The sequence below is a fragment of the Corynebacterium breve genome (assembly GCF_030252165.1).
GTDB classification, from domain to species: Bacteria; Actinomycetota; Actinomycetes; order Mycobacteriales; family Mycobacteriaceae; genus Corynebacterium; species Corynebacterium breve.
Window position 1 is genome coordinate 1,175,150 of record NZ_CP126969.1, and the last position, 16,755, is coordinate 1,191,904.

The 16,755-nt window shown below is 56.3% G+C and carries 14 protein-coding genes and 1 pseudogene; 8 read left to right on the forward strand and 7 right to left on the reverse strand.

Features of this window, described 5'->3' with window-relative positions:
* From QP027_RS05760 to QP027_RS05770, 3 genes are read left to right on the forward strand one after another with little or no spacing between them, the layout of a single operon-like run.
* Window positions 1-768 carry an ABC transporter permease gene (locus QP027_RS05760; protein WP_284826722.1) on the forward strand — a complete coding sequence of 256 codons (768 nt, stop codon included), beginning with the start codon at window positions 1-3 and terminating at the stop codon, window positions 766-768.
* A gap of 56 nt (window positions 769-824) precedes the next feature.
* Entirely contained in the window at window positions 825-1,808 is a 984-nt protein-coding gene (locus QP027_RS05765) for a COX15/CtaA family protein (RefSeq protein WP_284826724.1), read from the forward strand.
* A gap of 29 nt (window positions 1,809-1,837) precedes the next feature.
* On the forward strand, window positions 1,838-2,803 hold the full coding sequence (locus tag QP027_RS05770; protein WP_284826726.1) for a quinone oxidoreductase family protein: 966 nt from the start codon (window positions 1,838-1,840) through the stop codon (window positions 2,801-2,803).
* Window positions 2,804-2,806: 3 nt separating this feature from the next.
* Here the strand turns inward: QP027_RS05770 and QP027_RS05775 are convergent, their stop codons facing one another.
* Window positions 2,807-3,808, reverse strand: a complete 1,002-nt coding sequence (locus QP027_RS05775) for a heme o synthase (protein ID WP_284826727.1) — start codon at window positions 3,806-3,808, stop codon at window positions 2,807-2,809.
* Between the two features lie 327 nt (window positions 3,809-4,135).
* Here QP027_RS05775 and tkt point away from each other — a divergent pair, with 327 nt between their 5' ends.
* The 5 genes from tkt (at window position 4,136) to pgl (ending at window position 10,708) form a co-directional block, all read left to right on the forward strand.
* A complete protein-coding gene (gene tkt, locus QP027_RS05780) occupies window positions 4,136-6,220 on the forward strand; it encodes a transketolase (RefSeq protein ID WP_284826730.1) in 2,085 nt (694 codons plus the stop codon).
* Between the two features lie 39 nt (window positions 6,221-6,259).
* Window positions 6,260-7,339: a transaldolase gene (tal, locus tag QP027_RS05785; protein WP_284826731.1), complete on the forward strand. Its 1,080-nt coding sequence runs from the start codon at window positions 6,260-6,262 to the stop codon at window positions 7,337-7,339.
* A gap of 111 nt (window positions 7,340-7,450) precedes the next feature.
* Window positions 7,451-8,989: a glucose-6-phosphate dehydrogenase gene (zwf, locus tag QP027_RS05790; RefSeq protein WP_284826732.1), complete on the forward strand. Its 1,539-nt coding sequence runs from the start codon at window positions 7,451-7,453 to the stop codon at window positions 8,987-8,989.
* Between the two features lie 41 nt (window positions 8,990-9,030).
* Window positions 9,031-9,969 carry a glucose-6-phosphate dehydrogenase assembly protein OpcA gene (locus QP027_RS05795; RefSeq protein WP_284826734.1) on the forward strand — a complete coding sequence of 313 codons (939 nt, stop codon included), beginning with the start codon at window positions 9,031-9,033 and terminating at the stop codon, window positions 9,967-9,969.
* Between the two features lie 13 nt (window positions 9,970-9,982).
* The gene (gene pgl, locus QP027_RS05800) at window positions 9,983-10,708 is read left to right on the forward strand and encodes a 6-phosphogluconolactonase (protein ID WP_284826736.1); all 726 of its coding nucleotides are present in this window, start codon (window positions 9,983-9,985) and stop codon (window positions 10,706-10,708) included.
* A 64-nt stretch (window positions 10,709-10,772) separates the two neighbouring features.
* Here pgl and secG read toward each other — a convergent pair whose 3' ends face one another.
* The 6 genes and pseudogenes from secG to QP027_RS05830 form a co-directional block, all read right to left on the reverse strand.
* Entirely contained in the window at window positions 10,773-11,006 is a 234-nt protein-coding gene (gene secG, locus QP027_RS05805) for a preprotein translocase subunit SecG (RefSeq protein WP_284826737.1), read from the reverse strand.
* A 165-nt stretch (window positions 11,007-11,171) separates the two neighbouring features.
* Window positions 11,172-11,954 carry a triose-phosphate isomerase gene (gene tpiA / locus QP027_RS05810; RefSeq protein WP_284826739.1) on the reverse strand — a complete coding sequence of 261 codons (783 nt, stop codon included), beginning with the start codon at window positions 11,952-11,954 and terminating at the stop codon, window positions 11,172-11,174.
* Between the two features lie 49 nt (window positions 11,955-12,003).
* The gene (locus QP027_RS05815) at window positions 12,004-13,221 is read right to left on the reverse strand and encodes a phosphoglycerate kinase (RefSeq protein WP_284826740.1); all 1,218 of its coding nucleotides are present in this window, start codon (window positions 13,219-13,221) and stop codon (window positions 12,004-12,006) included.
* Between the two features lie 131 nt (window positions 13,222-13,352).
* Window positions 13,353-14,362 (reverse strand): annotated as a pseudogene (gene gap, locus QP027_RS05820) (type I glyceraldehyde-3-phosphate dehydrogenase).
* 334 nt (window positions 14,363-14,696) lie between these two features.
* Complete coding sequence (whiA, locus tag QP027_RS05825; protein WP_284826741.1) at window positions 14,697-15,680, reverse strand: DNA-binding protein WhiA; 984 nt, start codon at window positions 15,678-15,680, stop codon at window positions 14,697-14,699.
* 51 nt (window positions 15,681-15,731) lie between these two features.
* Window positions 15,732-16,706, reverse strand: a complete 975-nt coding sequence (locus QP027_RS05830) for a gluconeogenesis factor YvcK family protein (protein WP_284826743.1) — start codon at window positions 16,704-16,706, stop codon at window positions 15,732-15,734.
* Window positions 16,707-16,755 lie beyond the last annotated feature (49 nt).

Below are 16,755 nucleotides of genomic sequence, written 5' to 3' on the forward strand. Positions count from 1 at the left end.
ATGAACGTAAAAGATATCCCGGCAGGCACATTTACCCCCGCACCGCAGCGCGCGTCGGCTTTGAGCATGTCGCTCGCGCAGGGCGCCATCGAAAGTAAGCTGCTGTTTCGCAATGGTGAACAGATACTCCTGAGCTTGTTCATCCCGATCGCTGCGCTCATCGCCACCACCAAATTGCCTCTGCTGGGCGAGGTAACCTTGGACGATATCGTCCCGATGGTGCTTGCGATTGCTGCGACCAGCGCAGGCTTCACGGGGCAAGGCATTTCCCTCGCCTTCGATCGACGCTATGGTGCGCTCAAACGAAATGGAGCGTCTGGGGTCCCTCGCTGGACGACGATCGTGGGAAAGATCCTTGGCGTACTCGCGATGGCTATTGTCCAAGTGGTATTGATATCTCTCATAGCGTTTGTACTTGGCTGGCGCGTTTCGCCTCTCGAGTTTGTTCTCGGAGTGATAGCCCTCATAGTTGGCGTGATTGCATTTACGTCGCTGGGGCTGCTGATGGGCGGCACATTGAGCTCGGAAGTCGTGCTTGCACTTGGCAACCTTTTATGGCTGGTCCTTGTCGGCATTGCGGGCTATGTGGTTTCTACCGGCGATATCACTTCGCCAGGAGCATGGATTATTGTCCCCTCGGTCGCTTTGACCACTGCGCTCATCGCCGCCTTTCAGGGCTCAATTCACCTAGCCGCATGGGCATCGCTGTTTATCTGGACTGCATTAGCGACGACCGCTGCAGTCAAATGGTTCCGTTTTGACGGGTAAACCAGCTAGTATTTCAGTCATACCAAAGTTTGATTGCAGCAAGGAAAATTTGCACAGTGAGTACCACTACATCCACCGACTCATCCGCCACCTCCGGTGAGCAGACGTCCTCCCAAGGTCCAACGCTTCGCACCCAACGAATCCTGGCGATGGTCTTGCTCATCGCCCAAGGCGGAATCACCGTCACGGGCTCTCTGGTTCGCGTCACCGGCTCTGGACTGGGCTGTGACACCTGGCCACTATGTCACGAAGGTTCTCTCGTTCCTGTCGCGGGTGCTGCGCCTTGGATTCACCAAGCTATCGAGTTCGGCAACCGCCTGCTTGCTTTTGTGGTAGCCGCTATCGCTTTGGCCTTGTTTATCGCAGTTTATAAGGCGAAGCGGCGTCGAGAGATCATGACGCTGGCATTTGTTTCCGGATTAGGCATAATCCTTCAGGCTGTAATTGGGGGAATCTCGGTTCTTCTCGACCTGAAATGGTGGGCCGTTGCTATCCACTTCCTGCCCTCTATGATCCTCGTCTGGATTGCCGCGATCCTCTATATGCGCATTGCGGAGCCCGATTCCGGCGTTCCAACGCGCTTTTTCTCTACGGGTATCCGCACTCTGACAGTGATTTCCGCTATCGCTCTTTCCGCCGTTCTGATGACCGGCACCATGGTCACCGGTTCTGGCCCACACTCAGGCGACGACGGAGTTGGTATGGATGGTCGTCTTCAAATAGATACCGAGTTGCTCGCATTCGTACACGCAGCCTGCATGTACATGTACCTCGCAGCAACGATTGTCGTTGTGTGGATGCTGTGGCGCCAGCACGCGTCCAAGGCCGCGAAAAATACCGCACTGGTGCTCATCGGCATGATCATCATCCAATGGGCTATCGGTCTATCGCAGTTCTACCTTGGCGTACCACGCTGGACCGTGCCATTACACATCGCTATGTCCGGTGTCGTCGTCGCGTTTAGCGCATTCCTCTTCGCGCACGGCGTTCGTCGACAAGCGCCCAGCGCCGAGGCCAGTAGAGAATCAATTTCTGCTTAAACAGAGAAGTAATTCTGTAGCCTGGAAGTATGAAAGCTATCCAGATCACTAAAACAGGTGGGCCCGAGGTACTCACTTACACTGACGTACCTGAGCCAGTTCCCAATGCCGACCAGGTCCTCGTTGAGGTCACCGTGGCCGGCATTAACTATATCGACACCTACTACCGCGAGGGCATCTACCATTACGAGCTGCCTTTTATCCCGGGCCAAGAGGGCTGCGGTCGCGTCATTGAGGATCCGAAAGGCGAGATCGCGGAAGGAACCGTGGTGGCGTGGACTGGTACGGCAGGATCATACGCAGAGATTGCTGCTGTCCCGCGCAATCGCCTAGTCGCTGTGCCGGAGGGAATTTCTCATGACGTTGCAGCGTCGATGCTGCTCCAGGGAATGACCGCGCACTATTTAATCCACGGTGTCAGAGACACTCAAGAAGGCGACTCAATTCTGCTGACCGCTGGAGCAGGTGGCGTCGGCCTATTAGCGACACAAATGGCACGTACTGCAGGCGCGACGGTCTATTCAGTGGTCTCCTCCGACGAGAAAGAGAAGCTGGCTTACGAAGCAGGTGCCACTGAAGTATTTCGCTACAGCGACAACTTGGCTGAGATCGTGCGTCGCCGCAACGGCGGCCGTGGTGTCGACGTTGTGTATGACGGCGTAGGTAAGGAAACTTTCGGTGAGTCGCTGGAAGCTGTCCGCCCGCGCGGTCTCGTGTGTCTCTTTGGAGCTGCGTCCGGCCCTGTAGACCCCATCGACCCGCAGATTCTGAATACTCACGGTTCAATCTTTCTCACTCGCCCGTCGCTAGGCGCGTATACCGCGACAGATGACGAGTTCCGGATGCGCGCACAAGCAGTGACTCGAGCGATTGAAGAAGGAAGTTTGAACTTCCGTGTTGGCGCGCACTATGCGCTTGCGGATGCGCGTAAAGCTCACGAAGATCTCCAGAGCCGCAAAACCACAGGATCGATCGTGCTGCGTATCCAGGACTAGGAACTAGAAAAGAGTCAAGTTCCAGCCAAGCATGTCGCCGATGCTGGTCCAGCCGAGGACCGCATCGACCGACAGGCCGATAAATAATACTGCCAGGTAGTTGTTCGACAGAATGAAAAGCTTGAGCGGTTTCACGTTCTCACCAGCTTTAACTCCGTTGTGCAGGCGTGTTGCCATCACAAGGAACACGAGGCCGGTACCCAGTGCCGCGACTAGGTAGATCCAGGAGGCAGCTGGGATAAGCAGGAACGAAGTCAAGACGGTCAGCCACGAATACAGCAGAATCTGCTGGGTGGTCTTCACCGGTGATGCAATAACCGGAAGCATAGGCACGCCGGCCTTGGCGTAATCGTCCCGGTACTTCATCGCAAGAGCCCACGTGTGCGGTGGCGTCCAGAAGAAGATGATCAAGAACAAAACTACAGCCTGCCACCACTGATCAGGCGACTCATCCTGGACGTTATCGCGGATTACTGCCCAACCAACCAAGACAGGCATGCATCCTGCTGCTCCGCCCCAGATAACGTTTTGCCACGTCCTCCGCTTGAGCCATTTGGTGTAAACGTAGATATAGAACCAGTTGGTCAGCAGGATGAAGAAAGCCGCGAGCCACGAGTGACACAGCAGGCCTAGCCAAAGCACGCTGATTACTAATAGCACCCACGCGAAAATAGCTGCTTTTGCCTTGGTGATCTTATGTCGAACGAGTGGTCGCGCGCGGGTTCGGCCCATCTTCTGGTCGATGTCATAATCCGCAACCATATTAAAGGTATTGGCCGCGCCAGCACCCATCCAACCTCCGACGAGGGTGCCCAGAATGAGCAGCACGTCGATGTCTCCACGGTTTGCCTGCAGCATGGCCGGGATAGCGGCTACTAAAAGGAGTTCAATGACCCTTGGTTTCGTCAGCGCGAAATAGGCCTTGATTGTCTCCAAAGAATAACTCCTCTTACCTCGTTCTACGCCCAGAACCTCTCGAGCGCGGGGTCCACGTTGCGGACACATCTACAGACTTAGTCGGACAAAACAGAAAGAAAGTTCCCTCACGCCAAAATCTGTGCAATCTCCTGCACGATCGTACCCGTACCTACTAACACGCCCCTAATCCCACCCCGGTGTTCTGGCAGTTTCTCTTGGCATTCGAGTTCCAGAGAACTATTTATCAGATATGACCATTTCGACGACAAAAATCACTAAGCTAGGTACTGACGTGATCTAATACATTCTCCCGTCCCCTGCTTGCTGTAGATTACAGCCGGTAGGAACAAGGATTTCTAGCTACCCAACGTACAAAGTGAGGAAATTGTGACTCTGTCCCCCGAACTTCAAGCAATGACTGAACGTCGCTACCCAGAAGACTGGTCGGAGAAGGATACTCGAGCAATCGACACCGCCCGCATCCTGGCGGCAGACGCCGTTCAGAACGTTGGTTCCGGTCACCCTGGTACAGCAATGTCATTGGCACCACTGGCTTACACCCTGTACCAGAAGATCATGGACATTGACCCAAACGATAAGGATTGGGTAGGTCGCGACCGGTTCGTTTTGTCCAACGGTCACTCTTCCTTGACTCAGTACGTCCAGCTATACCTTGGCGGCCTCGGCCTAGAGATGGAAGACCTCAAAGCGCTTCGCACCTGGGGTGCCAAGACCCCCGGCCACCCTGAGTACAACCACACGGACCACGTAGAGATCACCACCGGTCCGCTCGGCCAGGGCCTTGCTTCCGCTGTCGGTATGGCGATGGCCGCTCGTCGTGAGCGCGGCTTGTTCGATCCCGAGGCGGCAGCTGGCGAGTCACCTTTTGACCACTTTATCTATGTCATCGCTGGCGACGGATGTCTCCAGGAAGGCATCACCTCGGAAGCTTCCTCCCTCGCAGGCACCCAGCAGCTGGGCAATTTGATCCTTTTCTGGGATGACAACCGCATCTCGATCGAAGACGACACCCAGATCGCTTTCACCGAGGACGTCATGAAGCGCTACGAGGCCTATGGCTGGCAGACCCTCGAGGTCGGTTCAGGTGAAGATGTCGCAGGAATTCTTGAGGCCGTCGAAGAAGCCAAGAAGGACACTGCACGTCCAACTATCATTCGTCTGAAGACGGTCATTGGCTACCCAGCTCCCACCATGATGAACACCGGCGCAGTGCACGGTGCAGCACTTGGCGACGAAGAGGTTGCTGCGACCAAGAAGGCCCTCGGTTTCGACGAAGCTGTGTCCTTTCCTGAAGACGAAGACATCCTGGCCCATACCCGTGAGCTTCGCACCCGCGGTGCGGACAAGCACGCCGAGTGGCAGAAGAAGTTTGACGCGTGGGCAGCAGCTAACCCAGAGAAGAAGGAGCTTTTCGATCGCCTTCAGGCGGGCGAGCTCCCCGCTGACTGGGCAGCAAACTTCCCAACTTGGGAGCCAGACGCAAAGGGTCTAGCGACCCGTAAGGCTTCCGAGGCAGTTCTGCAAGAAATGGGCAAGGTGCTTCCTGAGCTGTGGGGCGGCTCTGCAGACCTCGCAGGCTCCAACAACACATTGCTCAAGGGCGAGCCTTCCTTTGGGCCACAGTCCATCTCCACTGAGATGTTTTCCGCAGAGCCGTACGGACGCAACCTGCACTTCGGTATTCGCGAGCACGCCATGGGCGCAATCATGAACGGCATCGCTTTGCACGGCCCAACCCGTGTTTACGGCGGTACCTTCCTCATCTTCTCCGAGTACCTTTACCCTGCGATCCGCGTGGGCGCGCTTTCTGGCATCGACAACTACTACGTCTTTACTCACGACTCCATTGGACTGGGCGAAGATGGCCCAACTCACCAGCCAGTAGAAACCCTCGCTGCCCTGCGCGCAATTCCTGGCCTGACCGTTCTGCGCCCAGCCGATGCCAACGAGACCTCGGCGGCATGGAAGGCTGCGGTCGAAGGCGCTCGTCGCCCGAAGGCATTGGCACTTTCCCGCCAAAACCTCCCAGTCCTTGAAGGAACCAAGGAAAAGGCGTTTGACGGAGTACCGCGCGGTGCTTACATTTTGGTCGAGGCATCCAAGGAAACCCCGGACGTCATCTTGATGGCATCAGGTTCTGAGGTACAGCTTGCGGTGGAGGCAGCAAAGGTTCTCGAAGGAGAAGGCACCGCGACCCGCGTAGTCTCCGTCCCATCCATCGACCTGTTCCTAGAGCAGGATGACGCATACCGCAACGAAATCCTTCCTCCAGAGGTTGGTGCCCGTGTCTCCGTCGAGGCTGCAGTGGCCATGCCTTGGCACCAGTTCACCGGAACCTTCGGCCGCAACGTTTCTCTCGAGCACTTCGGTGCGTCGGCTGCCGGCGAAGAACTGTTCGAACGCTTTGGATTCACCGTTGACGCGGTCGTCGATGCAGCGAAGGAATCTGTCGCCGTTCTCCGCCACCACGTTCAGTAGTACTACGCCCCCACCAGTTCGTTTTGAAAGGAAGATTCTATGACCACTATCGATGATCTTGCTACACTGGGTACCTCCACTTGGCTGGATGACCTGTCCCGCGAACGCATTACTTCCGGCAACCTCGCCGAGGTGAAGAAGGAAAAGTCCATCGTTGGCGTAACCACCAACCCTGCGATTTTCTCCTCTGCCATGACCAAGGGCAACGCTTACGACGAGCAGATCGAAGAGCTCAAGGTAGGCGGCTCATCCGTAGACGAGGCCGTCTACGCGATGTCGATCAAGGACGTCCAGGACGCCTGCGACTTGTTCCTCGACGTCTACGAGTCAACCGGCGGTAAAGACGGCCGCGTTTCCATCGAGGTTGACCCACGTATTTCCGCAGATCACGCGGCGACAATTGCCCAGGCACGTGAACTGTGGGAGAAGGTTGACCGTCCGAATGTGATGATCAAGATTCCAGCTACCGACGAGTCTCTTCCTGCCATTGCTGACGCATTGGCAGAGGGAATTTCCGTGAACGTCACCCTGATCTTCTCCGTCGACCGCTACAAGCAGGTCATCGACGCATACAAAGAAGGCATCCAGCGCGCCTATGACGCAGGCATCGACGTTTCTAACATTCACTCCGTGGCATCCTTCTTCGTATCGCGAATGGACACCGAGGTGGACAACCGCTTGGATGCGATTGGTACCGAAGAAGCTAAAGCGCTCAAAGGCAAGGCAGGCATCGCTAACGCACAGCTTGCTTACCAGCTGTTTCTTAAGGAATTCGCCGCCGAGCTTCCAACGGGTGCGAATAAGCAGCGTCCACTCTGGGCATCGACCGGCGTGAAGAACCCCGAGTACCCAGCGGCAATGTACGTTACTGAACTCGCAGGCCCAGAAACCGTTAACACCATGCCCGAGAACACCATCAACGCTGCGATCGCGGACGGTGGTCTCCACGGCGATACTTTGACCCACGCTGGCGCTGAGGCGCAGCAGGTGTTCGACCAGCTTGAGCAAGTCGGCATCGATCTTGAAGACGTGGTAAAGGTTCTCGAACGTGAAGGCGTGGAAAAGTTCGTTTCTTCGTGGCAGGATCTCCTTGATTCGATGGAGACTCGCCTGAAGTAAACCGCCCTGCGGATTGAATTACGCCCCATTCCCGGTTCCCGACTACATTAGTCGGTAGCCGGGATATTGGTATTTTTGTCTCTACATAGTTCTAAGCGAAAGGTGTTTTCAGTGAAAAGCAGCGAAACTGCATGGGTAAACCCACTCCGGGCACCCGAAGATAAACGCCTTCCGCGCATAGCTGGACCATCAGGCATGGTGATCTTCGGAGTGACGGGCGATCTGGCGCGTCGCAAGCTCCTGCCAGCTGTCTATGACCTTGCCAACCGTGGCCTTCTACCTGCGGGCTTCACGCTCGTTGGATTTGGCCGTCGTGAGTGGTCGAAGCAGGACTTTGAAGACTACGTACGCCAAGCCGTTGAGTCAGGGGCGCGCACCAAAATTCGCGAACACGTCTGGGAACGCCTAGCGGAAGGTATGCACTTTGTGTCCGGTGCGTTCAACGATGACGAAGCTTTTGATAATCTCGCTGCAACACTGGGCCACATGGACGCTACGCGGGGTACGGCAGGCAACTGGGCGTTTTACCTTTCTGTTCCGCCTGCCTTCTTCTCAGACGTGGTGCATCAGCTCGATCGCACGGGCATGGCTCAGGGTGCCGACAACCAGTGGCGCCGCGTGATCATTGAAAAACCTTTTGGCGATGATCTCGAATCCGCCCAAGACCTTAACGCCGTAGTCAATCATGTATTCCCCGAGAAGTCGGTGTTCCGCATCGACCACTACTTGGGTAAAGAAACAGTGCAGAATATTCTCGCTCTGCGTTTTGCTAATCAGCTCTTCGAGCCACTGTGGAACTCGCACTATATTGACCATGTTCAAATCACCATGGCTGAAGACATCGGCCTTGGCGGACGCGCGGGCTATTACGACGGCATCGGCGCAGCCCGCGATGTTATCCAGAATCACTTGATTCAACTGCTCGCGCTGGTGGCCATGGAAGAACCTACAAGTTTCTCACCGCGTGCCCTGCGCGCTGAGAAGCTCAAAATCCTGCGCGCCACCACCCCAGTGGAGCCATTTAGCGAGACCACGGCACGTGGACAGTACACGGCGGGGTGGCAAGGATCCGAGAAGGTCGTGGGACTTCGCGAGGAAGAGGGGTTCGATCCGAACTCCACAACCGAAACCTACGCAGCTTGTACGCTGCAGATCAACTCACGTCGTTGGGCCGGTGTTCCCTTCTACCTGCGCACAGGAAAGCGACTCGGCCGTCGCGTGACGGAGATTGCCCTCGTTTTCAAAGAAGCACCTCATCAACCATTTAGCGATTCCCAGGCGGCGTTCTTGGGCGCCAACGCGGTTGTCATCCGTGTTCAGCCTGACGAGGGTGTTCTCATGCGATTCGGTTCTAAGGTCCCGGGATCGACGATGGAAGTCCGCGACGTGAACATGGACTTCTCCTACTCCGAGGCATTCACAGAGGAAAGTCCCGAAGCCTACGAGCGCCTCATCCTCGATGCCCTATTGGAAAACTCCAGCCTCTTTCCCACCAACGAGGAAGTCGAGCGCAGCTGGGAAATCCTTGATCCAATCATTGAGTACTGGGCAGATAGCGGTCGCCCCGATGAGTACGAGGCGGGAACCTGGGGTCCTCAGTCCGCTGACGATATGATGTCCGCCCACGGAAGAACTTGGCGACGTCCTTAACGGACCAGCGAAATAAAGGTTGAAAGGATAATTCCAAGAACATGATTGTTTCTCTACCGGACACCAGCACCAGCAAAATCGCCAAGACACTTCTTCAGGCCCAAGAGCACTACTCACTAGCCACCGGACGTGTCCTCACCCTGATCGTCGTAGCGCATGAGGAAGACGACATTGACGGAATCCTCGACACCGTCCGCGATGCTTCGCACGAGCACCCCTCCCGCGTGCTCGTCTTAGTCAACGGTGGCCGCGACAAGCCGAACCGTCTTGATGCCGAGGCGATCCTAGCCGCAGACGCCGGCGCCTCCGAAATGGTCTTTATGCACCTCTACGGCGAGCTGACTGAGCAGCTTGCATCTATCGTTACACCATTGCTTCTGCCGGATACTCCGATCGTCGCCTGGTGGCCAACTACCGCACCAGCGCGCCCCAGCGAACACCCTTTGGGCAAAATCGCCCAGCGACGCATCACTAATGCGCGCCACAACGTGTCAGGCAATTCCCTGCTGCGCTTGTCTAATGGGTATGCCCCAGGGGACTCCGACATGATGTGGTCTCGCATCACCCTGTGGCGAGGCATCGTCGCCAGTGCTCTTGACCGCTATCCGCATGATGAGATTACCGCAGCCGAAATTTCGGGACCTGCTGATAATCCCAGTGTTGATATTGCCGCCGGATGGCTTTCCGACCGACTCCGTATCCGGGTCACTCGTCACACCACGCCACCGGAGTTGCAGCATTCTGATGAGGAGCTCTTCCCTATCCGCTCGCTTACTCTCCATCGTGAGTCCGGCCCTGTGATCGTCGAGGTTCAAGACGAGCGCACCATGCGACTGTGCATTCCGCACCAGCCCGATGCCCTCGTTGCCGCGAATATGCGCACTGACGCTGACTGTCTATCTGAAGAGCTGCGCCACCTCGATCCGGATCTTGCCTATCAACGAGCCCTCGACGGGCTCACACACGTCATGATTCACTAGCAAAGGACTTCATATGGTTGTTGTTAAGAAAGTCGCTGATCTCGCAACGCTTGTCGACGATGCCGCCACCCGTTTCATTGAAGTTGTGGCACAAGCGCAGTCGTCGTCAAGCTCGGGTGTTCATGGCGACGGTCGTGCACGCGTGGTGCTGACTGGTGGGACTGCAGGTATCAAAGTGCTTGAACGCGTGGCCCAGCTATCAGGGATTGACTGGACAAAAGTCCATGTGTATTTCGGTGACGAACGCAACGTACCGGTAACACACGCGGACTCCAATGAAGGCCAAGCACGCGCGGCGCTGTTAGATAAGGTCGCAATCCCACAGGAGCATGTTCATGGCTATGGGCTCGGTAAGGTCGATTTAGACGACGCCGCTGCCGACTATGAATCGGTATTGGCAAAGACTGCTCCTCAGGGTTTCGATCTGCATCTCTTAGGTATGGGGCACGAGGGGCATATCAACTCGCTTTTCCCACATACGGCCCACGTTGCTGAGACCGAGCGACTAGTGCTACCAGTAAAGGATTCCCCAAAGCCACCAGCGGAGCGAGTCACGTTGACTCTTCCGGCGGTGCGACGTGCGAACCGCGTCTGGCTGCTTGTCGATGGTGCTGAAAAAGCTGAAGCTACCGGCCACGTTGTACGTCGTAGCCAGGCGATCGATTGGCCCGCTGCTGGCGCGGAGGGCCGTGTGGAGACAGTGCTTTTCGTCTCTGAAACCGCCGCCACTGAGATTTAACAATGCAAAATGCCCCGCGGATTTGCTCCTCGGGGCATTATTGCCTGAATCTGTTGACTGAATCTTAGGCGTATGCCTGAATCAGGTTGAGGCCGACGATGCAGATGATCCAGATGACGGCCATCAGGATCGTGATTCGGTCAAGGTTCTTTTCAACGAGAGTGGAACCGGACAGATTGGATTGCACGCCACCGCCAAACAAGCTAGACAGGCCACCACCTTTGCCCTTGTGGAGCAGCACGAATACCGTCATTAAGATTGCGGCGATCACCAGGGTGATCTGCAGTGCCATAGTCATTGTGGTTTGATCCTCTTCTCATGTACAAACGAACTTTAGCCAGTTTACACTACCGAGAAGTCACGATGCTGATCAGGCGACAGTGTGGTGAAAACACTAAAGCCTCGGAGCCCTAGCATTCACGCGGGCCCCGAGGCTTTAGTCTGAGAAACTATGTGGAAAGCACTAGTTGGTTGCGTTTGCGGCTGCAGCGCACAGCTTGGCAAACTCGTAGCCGTCGAGAGACGCGCCACCAACAAGGCCGCCGTCCACGTCTGGTTGGGAAATGATCTCGCCGATGGTGTCAGTCTTTACAGAACCGCCGTAAAGAATACGCATTCCTGCGGCAATCTCTGGGGTAGAGATTTCCTGGATAAGTCCACGGATCGCAGCGTTGACTTCCTGAGCGTCAGAGGAGCTAGCAACCTTGCCAGTGCCGATAGCCCAAACAGGCTCATAGGCGATGACTGTCTTTGCCAGCTCTTCGTTGGACAGACCAGCGAGTGACTGGCGAGTTTGCTCAACGACATAGTCAACGTGAGTGCCTGCCTCGCGAATCTCCAGCGGCTCACCGACACAGACGATTGGGCTCATGCCCCATTTCAGAGCAGCCTTAGCTTTAGCTGCGACCACCTCGTCGGACTCATTGTGGTACTGGCGACGCTCGGAGTGTCCCACGACAACCCAAGAACAGCCGAGCTTCGAAAGCATTTCACCAGAGACCTCACCGGTGTATGCGCCGGAGTCGTGCTGCGAAACGTCTTGCGCGCCGTAGGTGATCTGCAGGCTATCTCCTTCAACCAGCGTCTGTAGTGAACGCAGGTTGGTGAAGGAAACAGTGAGAGCAACATCGACCTTGTCGTAGTCTTCCTTCGGGAAAGAAAACGCAAGCTTCTGTGCATCAGCGATTGCCTGCAGGTGGTCGTGGTTCATCTTCCAGTTGCCGGCGATGAGTGGCTTACGCTCCATATCGGGTCCTTTCGTAGAAACGTGGTTCAGATTCAATGGTTGGCAAGAACTAGGAGTTCAGAACTGCAACGCCTGGTAGTTCCTTGCCCTCAAGGAACTCGAGGGATGCGCCGCCGCCGGTGGAAATGTGGGAGAAGCCATCCTCGTTCAGGCCGAGGACTCGCACGGACGCTGCGGAGTCGCCGCCACCGACGACGGTGAAGGAACCATTGTTTGCGGTCGCATCGATCATTGCCTGTGCGACACCAGCGGTGCCCTGGGAGAAGTTAGGCAATTCGAAAACGCCCATCGGACCGTTCCAGAAAACAGTCTTGGAAGAAGCGATGACCTCAGCGAACTTCTTCACGGACTCAGGTCCGATGTCCAAAGACATCCAGCCTTCAGGTGTACCGTCAAGCCCAACTTCCTTGCGCTCTGCGTCGTTGGAGAACTCGGACGCAACAACCAAGTCAACCGGAAGAACGATCTTCTCGCCGAAGCGCTCGAGGAGATCCTTGCAGGTATCTACCATCTCTTCTTGCAGCAGGGAGTTCTGGGTGTTGTATCCCTGTGCGGTGAGGAAGGTGTAGCACATTCCGCCGCCGATGATGATCTTGTCTGCCTTCTGAGCGAGGGCCTCAATTACGCCGAGCTTGTCGGAAACCTTGGAGCCACCAAGCACAACTACGTATGGGGACTCTGGGTTCTCCTTCACCTGGCCCAAGGTGGAAACTTCCTTCTCCACCAAGGTGCCAGCAAATGCAGGAAGACGCTTTGCGACGTCGTAGACGGAGGTCTGTGCGCGGTGGACTACGCCGAATCCGTCGGAGACGAAAACACCGTTGTCTGCTGCAAGTGCTACCAGCTGGTCAGCGAATTCGCCGCGCTCAGCCTCATCCTTGGAGGTTTCGCGAGCGTCGAAGCGCACGTTCTCCAGCAGGAGGATTTCACCATCGGTGAGTCCGTTAGCGCGCTCATGCGCATCTTCGCCGACAACGTCAGCTGCAAGAGCGACGAACTGGCCGAGCTTCTCGGACAGAGCGTTAGCTACGGGCTGCAGGGAGAACTTTGGGTTTACCTCGCCCTTTGGACGACCGAGGTGTGCCATTGCGATGACCTTTGCACCACCGTCGAGCAGCGCCTTGATGGTAGGTAGGGATGCGTCGATTCGACCTTCGTCGGTGATCTCTCCTGCGTCGTTGAGCGGAACGTTGAAGTCCGCGCGAAGCAGTACGTGACGGCCCTGGACACCTTCGTCGAGCAGATCCTGCAGGTTCTTAACAGTCATGTTGACTTTCTCCTTGGCTAAATGGGATTCGTTACTAGTTTAGATGAGAAACGGCGGCCCGAAGTGTGCTTCAAACACACCCCGGGCCGCCGGTTGTTTACGCTGCTACGAGGCAGCTCGGGGACGCGAGATTAGAGCTTCGCTGCAACGTCTTCGGTCAGACGAAGCATCTGGCAGGTGTAGCCCCACTCGTTGTCGTACCAAGAAACAACCTTGACTACCTTGCCGTCGATGACCTTGGTCAGGCCAGCGTCGAAAATGGAGCCGTGGGAGTCGGTGACGATGTCGGTGGAAACGATTGGGTCCTCGGTGTAAGCAAGTGCCTGGCCGAAGCGCTCGTCAGCTGCAGCTGCCTTGATCGCTGCGTTGACTTCCTCAACAGTGGTTTCCTTCTTGGAAACGAAGGTCAGGTCGGTTGCAGAGCCGGTGATCACTGGTACGCGCATTGCGAAGCCGTCCAGCTTGCCCTTCAGCTGTGGAAGAACCAGCGCGACAGCCTTAGCTGCACCGGTGGAGGTTGGAACGATGTTCTGTGCAGCTGCACGTGCGCGACGCAGGTCCTTGTGAGGAGCGTCGTGCAGACGCTGGTCGCCGGTGTATGCGTGGATGGTGGTCATCAGGCCGGACTCGATACCGAAGGTGTCGTCCAGAACCTTGCCATTGGAGCCAGGCAGTTGGTGGTGCAAGATGCAGCGGAGATGATGTTGTGGTTCTCAGGATCGTAATCCTGGTCGTTCACACCCCAGACGAAGGTTGCGTCTTCGTTCTTTGCAGGCGCGGAGATGATTGCCTTCTTTGCTCCGTTGTCCAGGTGAACCTGAACGTCCTTTGCGTCGCGGAAAATACCGGTGGACTCGATGACGATGTCAACTTCGTGCTTGTTCCAAGGAATGTTCTTTGGATCGCGCTCAGCGTAGACAGCGATGCGCTTGCCATCGACGGTGATGGACTCGTCGTCGGAAGTGATTTCCTTTTCCAGGCGACCCAAGATGGAGTCGTACTTCAGCAGGGTTGCCAGGGTTGCGTTGTCGGTTAGATCGTTAACTGCAACGATCTCAAGGTCAGAGCCGTACTTCTCAACTGCGCGGAAGAAGTTGCGGCCGATACGGCCGAAGCCATTGATACCAATGCGGGTAGTCACTGAGTTTTCTCCTCTTGTGTCGGGGTTGTCTCCGGACTTGCTCGCCGCCAAAACACCGTTCTAGCTGCGATCTTTGTCCGACGTGTTTCAGTGTAGCGATGTTTAGGCGACCGTGCAGAAGTTCTTTTCCGGCTACGTGCAGTTCAAAGTCAACAATGATCTTTTGGGCACAAACAGTCACATTCCCACTTTCGGAAAAGTTAGTTCTGAACCCCATTTCCAGCTAAAACTATGGTCACACCAAATTTTCGCTACCCCCGCGAGCGGATCTAAAAATGATGCCTTATCACCTAAAGTGATTAGTGACGTTGGCCACACTTTCTTGCAGAGAGTGTCACACTTCGTCAACCGAGTCGTCTGTGACTGCGGCGTGTGTATCCGGGATTCCAAGATCCGCGGCACGCTTGTCCGCCATCGACAGCAGCCGGCGAATCCTTCCCGCCACGGCATCTTTCGTCATCTGAGGGTCAGCCAGGCGCCCCAGCTCTTCTAGCGAAGCATGCCGGTGTTGCACGCGAAGATACCCGGCTTCCGCCAAGTGCTCCGGCACGTCATCACCGAGAATTTCCATGGCGCGCTTCACGCGTGCGGCGGCAGCCGCAGCCGCCTGTGCGGATCGACGTAGGTTCGCATCATCAAACACGATTGACCTGCTGCCCTGATTTTTAGCAGCGCGTTTGCGGCGCTTCTCGTCCCATTCCAATCGTGTACGTTGCGCACCGATGCGAGTTAGAAGAACTCCGATTGCATCACCGTCTCGGACGACCACCCGCTCGATCCCTCGAGATTCCTTCGTTTTTGCAGTGACTCCTAGACGACGCGCGAGGCCTACGAGAGCAAGTGCGGCTTCTTGCCGCGGACACACGACCTCTAGCGTCGTGGTACGACCAGGTTCCGAAAGAATCCCTCGAGCCAGAAACGCTCCGCGCCACGCTCCTTCAACATCGCTGATCGTGCCCGAAATAACCTCGCGTGGCAGGCCTACTACTGGATGCCCCGACGAGGTCACGAGCTTGAGGCGTCGAATGAGCTCCTCCGCGCCATCGACCACTTTCACCTGATGGCGAGTTTCACGATTAGTGGCTCCCGGTGCCAAGGTCGTCACCGTGATCTTGGCGGGATGGACTTCTTCTAAGAGCGTCGCAAGATGCTCAGCGATCTGGCGATCATCAAAATCCGCAGTGATTGCGAGCCCTTGGATACCCTGACTGATCTCTCCGGCATACCGGATCATGGCCGTCGCTTCCGCTGCTCGAGAATCCTGGCTGGATGATCGAGCAGCCAATAGTTCGCTTTTGGCCTTTTCAGTCAGCGCCACGAATGATCTCCCTTTTCTATCAATTGAATCAGTCCCGCTAAGGAATCGGCATTAGCTGCGCTTGGAGTAAAGATCTCTAAGCGCTGCGGCTAATTTTTCTGGGTCGTGCTTGTTCAGACTCGCACCTGATTCGTCTGCTACGTGGACATCATAGTACTCAATGGATGCTCCAAGACTTTCCGCTGCACGCCTAAGGTGAGCCTTCTCGCCAGAAGTGGGGCTAATGTAATTGTCCGCGATGAAGGCATCCACACGGAGATCTAAAGCGTGCTGACCCAAGACATGGATATGGCGCTCTGTGGTGAAGCCATGAGTCTCCCCCGCTTCTGGGGAGAGATTCAAAATCACCACCACCTTGGCGCTCGTCCTGTTCAATGCCTCTACGACCTCTGGGACCAACACGTGCGGAATTACCGAAGAAAACCAAGAGCCAGGCCCGATCGTTACTAAGTCGGCGTTAATGATCGCATCGACAGCCTCTGGGTTAACCTCGGGTTGCTCAGGAATCAGTCGCACGCGACGCACCGATCCTGGAGTCGTCGCCACCGCCACCTGGCCTCGAACCGAACGAACGACACGGGGGTCGTCGTCAAGCCCTGCAACGTCTGCCTCAAGGTCAAGCGGTTGCAGACACGCTGGCATCACACGACCTGCGGATCGCGTCCACTTTGCGACGATGTCCAGCGCCTCTTGAGTGCTGCCGAGATCCTCGGTGAGACCGGCGATAATCATATTGCCCACTGAGTGGCCTGCCATTGCTCCGTGTCCGCCAAACCTGTGCTGCAGCAGCGTGCGCCACAGATCGCCATCAGTGTCGTTGTGGGCCAGAGCTGCTAGAGCCATGCGCAGATCACCAGGTGGAATAATCCCTAGTTCGCGCCGGATCCGGCCCGACGATCCACCGTCGTCTGCAACCGTCACGACGGCATTGATCTGTGACGGTTCCAGCTCGCGAGCAGCTAGAAGTGTCTGGTACAGGCCGTGTCCCCCGCCGAGACAGGCGATGGAAAAATCAGAAGAAGTCATAAGAGAGTGCTCACTTTCGGTCCGCGCATCGCCTCATTGGGATACGCGG

Bases quoted from the DNA above. Each gene is read 5' to 3' on its own strand.
- QP027_RS05760 (WP_284826722.1), top strand. From the start codon at position 1: ATGAACGTAAAAGATATCCCGGCAGGCACATTTACCCCCGCACCGCAG.
- QP027_RS05770 (WP_284826726.1), top strand. From the start codon at position 1,838: ATGAAAGCTATCCAGATCACTAAAACAGGTGGGCCCGAGGTACTCACT.
- QP027_RS05775 (WP_284826727.1), bottom strand. From the start codon at position 3,808: ATGTGTCCGCAACGTGGACCCCGCGCTCGAGAGGTTCTGGGCGTAGAA.
- tkt (WP_284826730.1), top strand. From the start codon at position 4,136: ATGACTGAACGTCGCTACCCAGAAGACTGGTCGGAGAAGGATACTCGA.
- tal (WP_284826731.1), top strand. From the start codon at position 6,260: ATGACCACTATCGATGATCTTGCTACACTGGGTACCTCCACTTGGCTG.
- QP027_RS05795 (WP_284826734.1), top strand. From the start codon at position 9,031: ATGATTGTTTCTCTACCGGACACCAGCACCAGCAAAATCGCCAAGACA.
- pgl (WP_284826736.1), top strand. From the start codon at position 9,983: ATGGTTGTTGTTAAGAAAGTCGCTGATCTCGCAACGCTTGTCGACGAT.
- secG (WP_284826737.1), bottom strand. From the start codon at position 11,006: ATGACTATGGCACTGCAGATCACCCTGGTGATCGCCGCAATCTTAATG.
- tpiA (WP_284826739.1), bottom strand. From the start codon at position 11,954: ATGGAGCGTAAGCCACTCATCGCCGGCAACTGGAAGATGAACCACGAC.
- QP027_RS05815 (WP_284826740.1), bottom strand. From the start codon at position 13,221: ATGACTGTTAAGAACCTGCAGGATCTGCTCGACGAAGGTGTCCAGGGC.
- QP027_RS05830 (WP_284826743.1), bottom strand. From the start codon at position 16,706: ATGACTTCTTCTGATTTTTCCATCGCCTGTCTCGGCGGGGGACACGGC.